At 57.1% G+C, this 12,881-nt stretch carries 11 protein-coding genes; 4 read left to right on the top strand and 7 right to left on the bottom strand.

Features of this window, described 5'->3' with window-relative positions; translation table 11 throughout:
- Window positions 1–37: 37 nt before the first annotated feature.
- The 3 genes from QZ517_RS08695 to QZ517_RS08685 all read right to left on the bottom strand — a co-directional run bounded on the left by QZ517_RS08695 (window position 38) and on the right by QZ517_RS08685 (window position 2,757).
- Entirely contained in the window at window positions 38–1,627 is a 1,590-nt protein-coding gene (locus QZ517_RS08695; protein ID WP_294225244.1) for a methyl-accepting chemotaxis protein, read from the bottom strand.
- Window positions 1,624–1,935, bottom strand: a complete 312-nt coding sequence (locus QZ517_RS08690; protein ID WP_294225241.1) for a hypothetical protein — start codon at window positions 1,933–1,935, stop codon at window positions 1,624–1,626. Before QZ517_RS08690 ends, QZ517_RS08695 begins: the two co-directional genes overlap by 4 nt.
- A gap of 168 nt (window positions 1,936–2,103) precedes the next feature.
- Window positions 2,104–2,757 carry a peroxiredoxin gene (locus QZ517_RS08685; RefSeq protein WP_294225238.1) on the bottom strand — a complete coding sequence of 218 codons (654 nt, stop codon included), beginning with the start codon at window positions 2,755–2,757 and terminating at the stop codon, window positions 2,104–2,106.
- Window positions 2,758–3,013: 256 nt separating this feature from the next.
- Here QZ517_RS08685 and QZ517_RS08680 point away from each other — a divergent pair, with 256 nt between their 5' ends.
- On the top strand, window positions 3,014–4,441 hold the full coding sequence (locus tag QZ517_RS08680) for an aldehyde dehydrogenase family protein (RefSeq protein ID WP_294225235.1): 1,428 nt from the start codon (window positions 3,014–3,016) through the stop codon (window positions 4,439–4,441).
- A 67-nt stretch (window positions 4,442–4,508) separates the two neighbouring features.
- Here QZ517_RS08680 and QZ517_RS08675 read toward each other — a convergent pair whose 3' ends face one another.
- From QZ517_RS08675 to QZ517_RS08660, 4 genes are all read right to left on the bottom strand, one after another.
- Window positions 4,509–5,828: a DEAD/DEAH box helicase gene (locus QZ517_RS08675; protein ID WP_294225232.1), complete on the bottom strand. Its 1,320-nt coding sequence runs from the start codon at window positions 5,826–5,828 to the stop codon at window positions 4,509–4,511.
- A gap of 370 nt (window positions 5,829–6,198) precedes the next feature.
- Window positions 6,199–7,536: an ABC transporter permease gene (locus QZ517_RS08670; protein WP_294225229.1), complete on the bottom strand. Its 1,338-nt coding sequence runs from the start codon at window positions 7,534–7,536 to the stop codon at window positions 6,199–6,201.
- Window position 7,537: 1 nt separating this feature from the next.
- The gene (locus QZ517_RS08665; RefSeq protein WP_294225227.1) at window positions 7,538–8,344 is read right to left on the bottom strand and encodes an ABC transporter ATP-binding protein; all 807 of its coding nucleotides are present in this window, start codon (window positions 8,342–8,344) and stop codon (window positions 7,538–7,540) included.
- Window positions 8,345–8,466: 122 nt separating this feature from the next.
- Window positions 8,467–9,462 (bottom strand): ABC transporter substrate-binding protein, encoded by a 996-nt coding sequence (locus QZ517_RS08660; protein ID WP_294225224.1) that lies wholly within the window; start codon window positions 9,460–9,462, stop codon window positions 8,467–8,469.
- A gap of 404 nt (window positions 9,463–9,866) precedes the next feature.
- On the opposite strand from QZ517_RS08660, the gene QZ517_RS08655 reads away from it, so the two are divergent.
- The 3 genes from QZ517_RS08655 to QZ517_RS08645 form a co-directional block, all read left to right on the top strand.
- Window positions 9,867–11,267, top strand: coding sequence for an aminotransferase class III-fold pyridoxal phosphate-dependent enzyme (locus tag QZ517_RS08655; protein ID WP_294225221.1), 1,401 nt, complete (start codon window positions 9,867–9,869; stop codon window positions 11,265–11,267).
- Between the two features lie 72 nt (window positions 11,268–11,339).
- Window positions 11,340–11,924 (top strand): GNAT family protein, encoded by a 585-nt coding sequence (locus tag QZ517_RS08650; protein WP_294225218.1) that lies wholly within the window; start codon window positions 11,340–11,342, stop codon window positions 11,922–11,924.
- Between the two features lie 44 nt (window positions 11,925–11,968).
- The coding region (locus tag QZ517_RS08645) for a PLP-dependent aminotransferase family protein (RefSeq protein WP_294225215.1) at window positions 11,969–12,881 on the top strand (913 nt) is incomplete at its 3' end.

The raw sequence follows: 12,881 nt of genomic DNA, 5'->3' as shown, positions 1-12,881 counted from the left end.
TCTCACCGGCGCTTTTCATTTGGCCTCAGTCAATACGTCAGGCGGCGGCCCAGCGATCATCGTCACCGTCTTCGTCAAACATCTCTACGGCGCCGGTTTCCGCGGTTTTGGCCGCGACACTAAACCCGCCGAGCACATCAACCAGCTGATCGACAGCCCGGTCGAGGCTAGAAGTGGCAGCCGAGGCCTCTTCAGCCCGCGCGGCATTGGCCTGCGTTGCACCGCCAATGGTCTGCATGCTGCCGCGGATCTTCTCAACCGACTGCGCCTGCACGCTGGACACATCCGAGATTTCAGCCACATTGCCCGACACTTGGTTCACATCCCCAAGGATCGCCTCAAGCGCATCCCCAACTTGACGCACCAGCGCCACCCCATTGGTCACATGCCCGTTGCTCTCGGAAATCAGTGTGTTGATATTCTGGGCTGCTTCCGCGGATCGATGCGCCAATTCCCGCACCTCAGAGGCCACAATTGCAAACCCCGCGCCGGCTTCACCAGCCCGCGCCGCTTCCACACCGGCGTTCAACGCCAACAAGTTGGTCTGAAAGGCGATATCCTCGATCAAAGTCACCACGTGATCGATCTGCGAAGAAGACGCCTCAATCTCATCCATTGTACTCACGGCCTGACGCACCACTTCCGCACCGTTGCTGGTCATGTTGCGAGTGTTGTCAAACCGCTCCTGTGTAGATTTGGCTTTCTCAACCGCGCCGTTCATGGCATCGGCTATCTGCTCCACCGCATCGGTCACCCCTTGCAACGCACTCGCTTGTTTCTCGGTGCTATGGGCCACACTGTTGGACACTTCAGCCAACTCTCGGCTGTCCACTTCAATCTGACTGGACACAGAGGTCACCGACGTGATGATCCCACTCAGTGAAGACACCGCATCGTTAAAGCTCTTGCGCAGCGCCTCATAGCTCGCATCAAACGTATGGTTGATGGTGGCATCCAGGTTGCCGCCCGCAATACGTGTCAAACGCTCATGCAGGGTGTTCACCACCTCGGCCTGTGCCTGCTGACGCCCCTCGATACCGGTTTTTTCGACCTTCAGTGCTTCCATCGTTTCCGACAACACCGCTTGCTCTTTGTTACGTTCGTTCATCTGGCGCAGCGTGGTCATGACTGAGGTCAGCAAAATGCCGGTCTCCGCGATCACAACAACCGCGTGCAGCACGGTGCGGCCAATATTCTCCATCAGATCCACAGACGGGTACACCATCGCAGGCCAAAAGAAGGTCAGCACCAAGTGGTGTACAGCGGTCACGCCCGCCCCAACCAGCAGAGACGCCGGACAAGTCATCAACGTGAGCATCGCCAGGGCCGCAAAAAACACCATATGCACATCCAGCTGCCACGCATGACCAGCCATGGCGGCCAGAATCACAGCGATTTGACCAATCACAGCCACGGTCACACTCAAGCGTGCCGCCAAGGTGGCGCCCAGCTGGAACGCATAAAACGCCAGCCCCGCAAAAACACCTGCGGACATGCCAATCATCACAACTTGTCCGCCCCGCATAAAGGCAATCGCTGCGGCAGTAGCGCCCAACACGGCTGCCACAATGGCCAAAACTTTCACGCCCGTCTGACGGGCCTTTGTCAATTTCAGATCATCAGTCATGTCGTCTCTCCACACAGCCAGGCCAGCGCTTCGCCGTCCAAAATGGCCCATGCTCCGTTTCGTTTCAGTCTCTGTTCAAATGCATCGTCTTCTGACCATCCCATGACCGCCAGCGGGGCGCGTGTTACCCCCACCACTTGGCCGCCAGAGGTTTCGATCAGGTCTGTCAGATCTGTCCCAGGGCGCGCGACAACCAAAACCGGCCCGCCTGCTTTCACAGGCGCGCTGACAATTGCCAAAACCGGAGTCACGGTCAGGCAAAAGACAACAGCGAGAATCGCCGGGAGATATTGCGCACGTTGGGTCATCCTGCTCTTCTTCGAACAAAACAGTTTCCAGCCGCTTAACTCTTCAGGCCAAATAGTTCGCGCGGAAAAATTACCCGGCGTCAGATCAAGATTAGGCAGCTATCCCAACAAAAAAGCGCGCCGATACCGCGGCGCGCCTTCCAACTCTTAGGGTCGAAGTTGCCCGACTTAGCCTGGCAGCTTGGTGGTGCGCAGGTATGGGAAATGCGTTGTGAACTCCCCGTATTTGGCTTTTGCGTCCGCGTCGCTCACCGCAACAGGGATCACCACATCGCCGCCTGGGGTCCAGTTCGCCGGGGTGGCAACGTTTTCTTTGGAAGCGGTCTGCAAGCCATCCAGTGCGCGCAGAACCTCAGCAAAATTCCGCCCTACGTTCATTGGATAGGTCATCGACAGCTTCAGTTGTTTGTCCGGCCCAATGATGAAAACGGAGCGCACAGTTGCGCTGTCTGCAGGTGTGCGACCGTCCGGCAGATAGGCCTCTGCCGGCAGCATGTCGAAGGCTTTGGACACCGCCAAACCGTCGTCAGCAATGATCGGGAACCCCGCGCCAGTGCCCGCATAAGCCTCGATGTCTTTTTTCCAGCCTTTGTGATCTTCCACGCCGTCTACGGACACGCCGATCACCTTGGTGCTGCGCTTCTGCCACTCATCGGCAAGCTGAGCGACGGCACCAAACTCAGTGGTACAAACCGGCGTGAAGTCTTTGGGGTGAGAGAATAGGATGGCCCAGCTGTCGCCAATCCAGTCGTGAAAAGTGATCGTGCCCTGATCCGTCTCTGCGGTGAAATTTGGCACAACATCATTGATTCGCAAGCCCATGGGTTTCTCCCTCTCTGTGGGTCGCATCCTGCCTTGCCAACGTCAGGCGAGACAATTCTCGCGGGTGGGGCGGGATGTAAAAACAGTTCTCAGTCGCAAAACGACTGTCCGCAGACTACATCTGTCTTTTTTGAACACCACCCCTTTACCCGAAGAAATAATTTGATCAAATTACTTGTGACCGCGCGTCGCGCCCACTTGCGGCCCCCTGTTTTGCCGCGCACAGTGACGCCAAGATCGAGAGGGAGTGAACACCATGATCGAGAAACGCCAATTCTACATCAACGGCCAATGGGTCGACCCTGTTGCCGCCAATGACCTGCCTGTCATTGACCCCGCCACCGAAGACACCTGCGCTGTCATTTCGCTCGGCGACCAGTCTGACACCGATGCCGCTGTTGCGGCAGCGCGCGCCGCCTTCCCAGCTTGGGCTGACACCCCACTCGACGAGCGCGTGGCGCTAGTCAAAAAACTGCGTGAGGTCTACATGGCCCGCCGCGATGACATGGCCGAAGCCATGCGGCTCGAAATGGGCGCACCCACCGATCTGGCCAAAAACAGCCAATGGGGCGCCGGTGTTTGGCACCTTGATGGGTTCCTCGAAGCACTTGAAAACTTCGAGTTCGAATATGCCATGGGTTCGGACCGCATGCGCAAAGAACCCATTGGCGTCTGCGCCATGATCACACCCTGGAACTGGCCGATGAATCAGGTCTTCCTGAAAGCCATTCCGGCACTGCTCGTTGGCTGCACTATGGTGCTGAAACCATCCGAAGTCGCCCCCCTCTCCTCCATTGTCTTCACCGAGATGATGGACGAAGCCGGCTTCCCGGCAGGCGTCTTCAACATGGTCAATGGTGACGGTGTGGGGGTTGGCTCCCAGCTGTCCGCACACCCGGACGTGGACATGGTCTCCTTCACCGGTTCCACCCGCGCAGGCATCGCCATCTCCAAAGCCGCCGCGGATACACTTAAGCGTGTTAGCCTTGAGCTGGGTGGCAAGGGCGCCAACATCATCTTTGCCGACGCAGATGAGAAAGCCGTCAAACGTGGCGTGATCCACTGCATGCAAAACTCTGGCCAATCCTGCAACGCCCCCACCCGCATGATGGTCGAGAGCAGCCGCTACGCTGAAGCCGTCGAGCAGGCCAAAGCCGCAGCCGATGCCACACAAGTTGGGGCCACAACCGAGTCCGGCCGCCACATCGGCCCTGTGGTTTCCGAGCTGCAGTTCAACAAAATCCAAGGTCTGATCGAAACCGGCATCAAAGAAGGTGCCACTTTGGTCTCTGGTGGTTTGGGCCGTCCGGAAGGCATGAACAAAGGCTTCTTCGTGCGCCCTACCGTTTTTGCGGATGTGACCCCGGATATGACCATTTACCGCGAAGAAATCTTCGGGCCGGTACTGGCCATCACGCCGTTTGAAAGCGAAGAGCAAGCCGTGCAAATGGCCAATGACACGGTGTATGGCCTGACCAACTACATCCAGACACAAGACGACGAAAAACGCCTGCGCGTTGCCCGTCAGGTGCGGTCTGGCATGGTGGAAACCAATGGTGTGTCGCGCATCAATGGCTCGCCATTTGGTGGATACGGCCAATCCGGCAACGGTCGCGAAGGCGGCACCTGGGGCTTGGAAGAGTTCTGCGAAACCAAATCCATCAGCGGCGTGCCAATGGCGTAACGTCGCCCCAAAACCCTTAAAAAGAAACAGCCGCAGATTTCCGTCTGCGGCTGTTTCTTATTGTGCTTTATGCGGCAGACTTACGCGGCCGATTGCGCCGGCGACGCCCTGCCCCAGGTTTGCCACCGGCGTTCCCACCGGCATTGCCACCTGGCTTGCCACCCGGTTTACCACCAGCGTTTGCTCCACCACGACCACGGGATTTCTGCCCCTGACCAGCAGCAGCCCGCGCGTCCCGCGCATATTGCTTGCTGCCTTCAGAAGGTTCCCAATCCGGCCGGTCAAACTTACGGCCAATCAGCTTTTCAATATCCTTCAGATAATCCCGCTCATCCGACGCACAGAAAGAAATTGCCTGCCCATCACGCCCCGCGCGCGCGGTGCGGCCAATACGGTGCACATAGCTTTCCGCAACATTGGGCAGGTCAAAGTTGATCACCAGCGAGATAGCCGGAATATCAATGCCGCGCGCCGCAACATCGGTGGCCACAAGAATGGTAATGTCGCCCTCACGGAATGCCTTGATGGCCCGATCACGCTGACCTTGGCTTTTGTTGCCGTGGATCGAGGCCGCATTGAAGCCTTCGGCAACCAACTGCTTCATCATCCGCTCCGCACCGTGTTTGGTGCGTGAGAAAATCAGCGTGGTTGCATCTTTGTTTTCCGTCAAGATTTCGCGCAAACGCGTGCGCTTCTCGCCTTTTTCGTGGAACTCAACCGACTGCGTGATCTTATCCGCGGTCTTGCCGGGAGGGGCACATTCCACCCGCTTCGGGTTGGTCAGGTAACTCCCGCTCAGCTCATTCATCTGCTTGGGCATGGTTGCGGAAAACAGCATGGTTTGACGTGGAGTGCCCAGGTGCGGCGCAATTTTGCGCAGGCTGTGAATGAAGCCCATGTCCAACATCTGGTCTGCTTCGTCCAGCACCAGATAGCCAACCGTGGACAGGTCAATTTCGCGGCGATCCAACAGATCAATAAGGCGACCCGGCGTGGCCACCAAAATGTCACAGCCACGCTTCAGCATGCCAATTTGGCGATTGATGGATTGCCCACCAACCACGGTCATGACCTTCATCGGCGTGCCCTGCACCATCGGGCGCAGGTTTTCAGCGATCTGATTGACCAACTCACGCGTTGGTGCCAGCACCAGCGCTTTTACGGATTTTGGCATAGGACGCCCTGGCGTCGCCAAAAGCCGATCCATCATTGGCAGGCCAAACGCCAGCGATTTACCTGTGCCGGTCTGTGCCAGCCCCATGATGTCGTGCCCATCCAGCGCCAAAGGAATGGCTTTCTCCTGAATAGGGGTTGGTTTGTCAAAACCGGCTTTTTCCAAGCCTTTTAGAATAGTGGGCGACAGGCCCAGCTGCTCGAATGTTGACACAAAATGTCCTTTCACGCCGCGCGCGCCCTCAGCGTCACGCAGCAAAACGTCATCGACCCCGCCAAGGGGCCGCAATCGGGTTCGGCAGCACCGCCACGGCACAAATCATTTTGCGCACGCCCGGCCTGTCCGTTGGAACCCTGCGTGATGGGAACGAGAGGTGTCGCTGATGCGCCAGTCAGGTCTCTTTGGAAAAGACAAACCCCGGCGCGGCATGCTCACGCGGCTGCGCAACGACCCGCTCCACATATAGGTCCCGCCGCCAAAGTCAACCTCACTGCAAAAAGGACCGACGCTTTTGCATCGGCCCTAATCTCATTTTCTCAAAATATCCAAGAAGAGTGCGCTGGAGTTGACGCCCTCTGCTTGATCAGGCTTTGCCTTTCCACGGCACCAGGTATTTTTCCGCCCAGCGCATCAGCATATCAATGCCAAAGCCGATGATCCCGATCAGAATAATGCCCATCAAAACGATGTCGGTGTCCTGAAACTTGGATGCCGCCACAATCATCTTACCAACACCTTTTTCCGCTGCGACAAGTTCCGCTGCCACAACCGTGCCCCAGCAAACCCCCATGGCCACACGTGCCGCCGTAAAGATCTCCGGCAAGGAGTTTGGAATGATCACATGGCGCAGAATTTGGCGCTTGTTGGCCCCAAGCGAGTAAGCTGCGTGTACCTTGGTGATGTTCACGCCGGACACACCAGATCGTGCGCCAATGGCCATGATCCAGAGTGCCGCGAGGAACAGCAGGATGATTTTACCCTGCTCGCCAATCCCGGCCCAGATGATCACCAGCGGAATCAGTGCCAATGGCGGCACCGGGCGCATGAATTCCACAATTGGATCAAACCAGCCGCGGAACCAATTGGACAGCCCCATGGCATAGCCCAGCGGAATACCCACCGCCGCACCCAGCGCAAAGCCCACAATCACGCGGAACAATGAGTAGCTCAAATGCTCTGCCAATGTGACGTTCTGATACCCATCCTGGCTCACCGAAATCAGCCGCTTCCACACGCTTTCCGGCGCAGGCAACCAGATATCTTCCATCTGCCAGCCTTTGGAGGGTTCAAAGTTCAACGTGCCTTTGTCGGTCAATGCCACACGGCCAAAACCCACTTGAACATCCGTATCCCGATCAATCGGTTGCCCATCAACCGCAATGATCTTGGCGCCATCTTTGCGGGTCACCTCATCATTGGCATCCCAGCGCAGCAGCTTTGAGCGGTAGGCTTGAACAACCAGAGAATCATTTTTGGCGATACCTTCATTGTCGGCAACAACCGGCGCCTCGGGCTTTTCACCGGCCTCATGCACCAGCACATCAACTGTTGCGTCGGCGGTCGCACCCCCTGCGGCTTCCACTGTGTAAGTGAATGACGCCTCACCCACAAAAGGGCCCGGCGCGTGCAGGAACTTCGGCAGCAACGATGACCCGGTGAACGCACCCCAGATGACAAAGATCAGCACAATCGATATCACCGAGGCCGCTTTGTTGGAGATCACCGCGCTTTCATCGCCAAACGTCACCGTCTTAAGTGATGTGTAATCTCGTCTGGATGACAGACGCTGCTTCACCTGCGTGAACAGGAAAGAGGCCAGTAAAATCAAGCCTACATAGAGGATGACATAGGGCAGTGCGCCCACCACCGAAATCAAAAGCGTGATCAGCTCGCCACCAAGATCTGTAAAAATCTGTCCCATATTATGCGCTCTCCTCACTGCGGCCCATGATCTCTTCTTCCATGTTCCAGATCATGTTGAGGATCTCTTCGCGTGTTGGGGCATAGTCAGGGTGTTTCTTCACCTCCCGCAAATCTGCACCGACCCCCATGTCCGCAAATGGCAGGCGGTATTCTTTGTGGATACGCCCTGGCCGCGGTGCCATCACCAACAGCCTTTCGCCCAGCAACAGCGCCTCATCCACCGAGTGGGTGATCAAGATGATGGTCTTGCCGGTTTCTTTCCAAAGCTTGAGCACAAGGCTCTGCATTCTCTCTCGAGTCAGCGCATCCAACGCGCCCAGCGGCTCATCCATCAGGATCACATCCGGGTCATTGGCCAAGCACCGCGCCAGGGCCACGCGCTGCTGCATCCCGCCTGACAGCTCATAAACCATCTTTTCTTTGAAGTCCTGCAAGCCCACCACATCCAGCAGGTGGTCGACAATCTCGGCACTCTCGGACTTCGGCATGCCTTTCATGTCGGGGCCAAACCGCACGTTGTCGCGCACGCTCATCCACTCAAACAGCGCACCTTGCTGAAACACCATGCCGCGTTCGGCATCTGGCCCAAATACTTGGTGCCCGTTGAGCACAATCCGCCCTTCCGTGGGCGCCAAAAATCCCGCCGCAATATTCAGCAACGTGGTTTTGCCACAGCCAGACGGCCCCAGCACGCTCAGCAACTCACCCTGTTTGAGATCAAGGCTTACGTCCTTCAGCGCTTGCACATGACTGCCGTTGGGCAAGTCAAAGCGCATGGACAGGTTTTCTATGGATAATCCGGTCATGGTCCCTATCTGACATTGGGCATCGCTTTGGCGACGCACGGCGGTTGGCCCGCCTGTTCTTTGGGAAATATTGAAGACAAAGCCCGCACCCCAATGGATGCGGGCTCTGCTTTTCTCAGCAGTTACATGCCTTTGGCAGCTTCCAGTGGTCCGGTATTCACCGCGCCATCATAGCTGTCCAATGCACTTGGGATCGAGCCGGCACCAACAAACACGCCCGCAACACCTTTCATGAAGTCTTGCGCAGTGCCGCCCAACCAGGCACCACCCAGTTGCTCATCCACAGTTGGGAATTTGAAGGTTGCAAGTGTGGAGGCGGTGTCCTCTTCGGTCATGCCCGCATCTTTGGCGATCACAGGCAACATTTTGGCCTGGTTGGCCTCATCGGCCCACATCGCATTTGCAGCGGCAGTGACACCAAGGAACTTCGCCAGCATCGCACCATCTTCGGCAATGTAGGACGCAGGCGCCGTGGTGGCATCAAACACCAGAATGCCCAGCTCTTCTTTCTCGGCGCCGGTCAGCAACACATTGCCGTGCTCGGTCATGCGACGCAGCGCACCACCCCAACCACAAGCCATGTCCAGCGACCCTTGCGCCAGTGCCGCAGCACCTTCAGCTGGGGCCATGTCCACCACTTCCATGGAGGCCACATCCACACCGAAGTGGTTCATCTGGCTCAGGAAACCATAGTGCGCAGCGGTGCCCAGCGGCACAGCAACTTTCTTGCCCGCCAGTTCGCCAGCGCTGTCTTTGTCGATCTCCAGTCCCGAAGCAACAACACAGTTGTCGTTGTCCGAGTAGCTCACCGCCACATCCACGATTTGGATGTCCTGTCCCGCAGAAGCTGCGACCACAAACGGCGGCACGCCTTGGCTCACCGAAATCTGCACGTCACCTGACGCCATTGCCGCGCTCATCGCGGTGCCGGTGTCAAAGCTCACCCAATTGATGGTGGTGCCCATGGCTTCTTCATACATGCCGGTCTGCTTGGCGTATTGGAACGGCATTGGCCATTCCAGGAAGTAGGCCACGGTAATCTCCGCAGTCGCCGCTTGCGCACCTACCAGCATGGCAGTGGAAGCCGCCGCGCCCATCAGCATTGTTTTCAAGCTCATTATCATTTCTCCCGTTGTCGATTCTGGCGCGTACTTCCTGCCGGGGTCATTGGGCCTTGAGCCTCTTTTTTGGTCGCCGGCACTGCGCGTCCTCCTTGAGGGGAGCGGAAATTGCGGCACCGATCAATGTTTTTTTCAGCAATTCCACCTCTCGCACCCGTGTCTTTGGGTGTTTGGAGTTATTTGACCATTTGGTTGAAAACCTTAAAAATTAGGGACTTGATGCCATATTGTCGGTTTTTTTGAGACGCTCGGATACTTTTCTGGCCTTACACGGCCATAATTTTTGGCCCTATAATCTTGCTTGAAAAAGTCGCGAGGATGGCGTGAAGTCTCACGTAGCGGACCGTTTCCGCACTAAACACACAATTCAAAGTAGAATCTTTACCAGGAGGACTCGCGCCATGGATGGCACACTGAAAGATAACGACCTCAGCCATGTCGTAAATGCCGACAAGGCGCACGTTTGGCACCATCTCGTGCAGCACAAGCCATTCGAAACCAACGATCCTCGCATCATCATCGAGGGCAAAGGTATGCGCGTGTGGGACCAAAACGGTAAAGAGTACATCGATGCGGTGTCCGGCGCCGTCTGGACCGTCAACGTCGGCTATGGTCGCGAGCGCATCGCAAACGCCGTGCACGCCAACCTTATGAAGATGTGCTACTTCGCAAACGTTGCAGGCAACGTGCCTGGCGCGCTCTATGCGGAGAAGCTGATCGACAAGATGCCCGGCATGAGCCGCGTCTATTTCACCAACTCCGGATCAGAGGCCAATGAAAAAGCCTTCAAAATGATCCGGCAGATTGCCCACAAAAAATACGGCGGCAAAAAGCACAAAATCCTCTACCGCGACCGTGATTATCACGGCAGCACTCTGGCCGCGATGTCGGCCGGCGGTCAGGATGAACGCAACATGCAGTACGGCCCCTTTGCGCCCGGTTTTGTGCGCGTGCCACATTGCATGGAGTATCGCAAAGATGAGCTCGGCCTCGGCCACCTGTCCGGCCGGGAGTTTGGTGTTGCTGCTGCCAACCAGATCGAAGAAGTCATCCTCAAGGAAGGTCCAGACACTGTTGGCGCGCTTTGCCTTGAACCGGTAACCGCAGGTGGTGGTGTGATCACGCCACCAGAAGGTTACTGGGAGCGGGTTCAGGAAATCTGCAAACAGTATGACATCCTGCTGCACATCGACGAAGTGGTCTGTGGTGTTGGTCGCACCGGCACCCATTGGTTTGGATACCAACACTACGGCATCAAGCCGGACTTTGTGACCATGGCCAAAGGTGTGGCCTCTGGCTACGCCGCAATTGCCTGCATGGTCACCACCGAAGAGGTGTTTGACCTGTTCAAAGCCGACCCCTCGGACAAGCTTGAGCACTTCCGCGACATCTCCACCTTTGGTGGCTGCACCGCAGGTCCGGCTGCAGCGTTGGAAAACATGGCCATCATTGAAGAAGAAGGCTTGCTGGAAAACTGCGCCGCTATGGGCGAGCGCATGATGGGCAACCTTCAGGCCCTGATGGAAAAGCACGAGGTTATTGGCGACGTGCGCGGCAAAGGGCTTTTCCTTGGCTGCGAATTGGTCAAAGACCGCGACACCAAAGAACCTGTGGACGAAGCAGACATCGCCGCTATCGTTGGGGATTGCGGCGCTCAGGGTGTGATCATCGGCTCGGCCAACCGCTCGGTGCCGGGTCGCAACAACGTGATTGCATTTTCGCCTGCACTGATCGCGACGGCGGATGACATCGACGCGATAACAAACGCTGTCGACAATGCGCTCACCAAAGTGTTTGGCTAACCAAATCACATCACATTTGTACGCCCCCTGTTCTATCACGAGCTGGGGGCGTATTTTCTGAAAGGACGTCCCATGTGGCCTGCCCCAATCACGCTGACTGGCACCTATGTGTCATTGGAGCTCCTGTCTCAGGACCATGCCCCTGACTTGGCCGACGCCTCAGCGGACGGCGACTTGGCCGCACTCTGGTACACAATGGTTCCTGCGCCCACCGATGTGCCCACCGACATTGATGCCCGCCTTGCCACGCCCGGTATGACGCCTTTTGCCATTCTCGACGCCTCCGGAAAGGCCGTTGGCATGACCACCTTCATGAACGCCGATCAAACAAACCGGCGTGTGGAAATTGGGTCCACCTGGTATCGCACCTCGGCACAACGCAGTCCGATGAACACCGAATGCAAATTGCTGATGCTGGGCCATGCCTTTGACGAACTGGACTGCATCGCAGTGGAGTTCCGCACCCATTTCATGAACCGCGCCTCGCGCAATGCCATAGAACGCCTTGGGGCAAAATTTGACGGTGTTCTGCGTAACCACATGATTATGGCCAACGGCACCCTGCGCGACACCGCAGTCTATTCTATCTGCCAGCATGAGTGGCCTGCAGTGCGGGCAAATCTTGAACACAAGCTGACGGAAATGGACCAGCCGTGAACGTCCAGTTTGCCAGCGCGATAAGTCCAGTATAGCGTCTCCTTATGGCCATATCTGTCGAAACATTCTTTCTTGCGCCCGGTTTCCAGGGCACGCTTCAGGCGCAAATCCAGCAACTCATTGCCGAAGGCATCTTGTCCGGCCGCTTTCGACGTGGGGAAAAACTGCCGTCGTCGCGCAAATTGGCCACCCACCTCGGGGTGTCTCGCATAACAGTTACGCTGGCCTACACAGAGCTTTTGGCCAACGATTATCTGACCTCTCGCGGCCGCTCCGGCTATTACGTCAGCGAAAATGCGCCCGTTCCGCCGTCCTTTGACCCTCCCAAGCCGCGTGAAGACCGCATCGATTGGACCCGTGCGTTGGGCCGTCGGTTTACAGGCGGCGACACGCCAGACAAACCCAAAGACTGGGCCAACTATCGCTACCCTTTTGTCTACGGGCAAACCGATCCCAGCCTATTTGACCACGCCAATTGGCGACTGTGCGCATTGCAGGCCTTGGGACAAAAAGATTTCACCGCCCTCACTGCGGATTACTACGACCAAGATGACCCAGAGCTGGTCGAATTCATCGCGCGCAACACCCTGCCCCGTCGCGGAATCATTGCCCGCCCCGAAGAAATCCTGATCACCCTTGGCGCCCAAAACGCCCTCTGGATCGCCGCACAAATCCTGTTGACCCAGCGCCGCACGGCCGCCATCGAAAACCCTTGCTACCACGCCCTGCGCGACATCTTGAACCAATCGCGCTGCCACGTTGACGCCATCAACGTGGATCGTGACGGCCTCAATCCCGATCTGATCTCAAACGAAGCAGATGTGATTTTCACCACCCCCAGCCACCAATGCCCAACCACCGCCACCATGCCGATGGACCGCCGTCATGCGCTTTTGGAGCATGCCCGTAACATCGATGCGCTGGTGGTCGAAGACGACTACGAATTTGAAATGTCCT

This window comes from uncultured Shimia sp. (assembly GCF_913054185.1).
Taxonomy (GTDB): domain Bacteria; phylum Pseudomonadota; class Alphaproteobacteria; order Rhodobacterales; family Rhodobacteraceae; genus Shimia.
The sequence above is the reverse complement of the archived record's forward strand: the minus strand, read 5'-3'. Positions and strand labels throughout refer to the sequence as shown.

Excerpts from the sequence above, each read along its gene's own strand:
- QZ517_RS08660 (WP_294225224.1), bottom strand. The coding sequence starts at position 9,462 with ATGAGCTTGAAAACAATGCTGATGGGCGCGGCGGCTTCCACTGCCATG.
- QZ517_RS08690 (WP_294225241.1), bottom strand. The coding sequence starts at position 1,935 with ATGACCCAACGTGCGCAATATCTCCCGGCGATTCTCGCTGTTGTCTTT.
- QZ517_RS08665 (WP_294225227.1), bottom strand. The coding sequence starts at position 8,344 with ATGACCGGATTATCCATAGAAAACCTGTCCATGCGCTTTGACTTGCCC.
- QZ517_RS08695 (WP_294225244.1), bottom strand. The coding sequence starts at position 1,627 with ATGACTGATGATCTGAAATTGACAAAGGCCCGTCAGACGGGCGTGAAA.
- QZ517_RS08685 (WP_294225238.1), bottom strand. The coding sequence starts at position 2,757 with ATGGGCTTGCGAATCAATGATGTTGTGCCAAATTTCACCGCAGAGACG.
- QZ517_RS08680 (WP_294225235.1), top strand. The coding sequence starts at position 3,014 with ATGATCGAGAAACGCCAATTCTACATCAACGGCCAATGGGTCGACCCT.
- QZ517_RS08670 (WP_294225229.1), bottom strand. The coding sequence starts at position 7,536 with ATGGGACAGATTTTTACAGATCTTGGTGGCGAGCTGATCACGCTTTTG.
- QZ517_RS08650 (WP_294225218.1), top strand. The coding sequence starts at position 11,340 with ATGTGGCCTGCCCCAATCACGCTGACTGGCACCTATGTGTCATTGGAG.
- QZ517_RS08655 (WP_294225221.1), top strand. The coding sequence starts at position 9,867 with ATGGATGGCACACTGAAAGATAACGACCTCAGCCATGTCGTAAATGCC.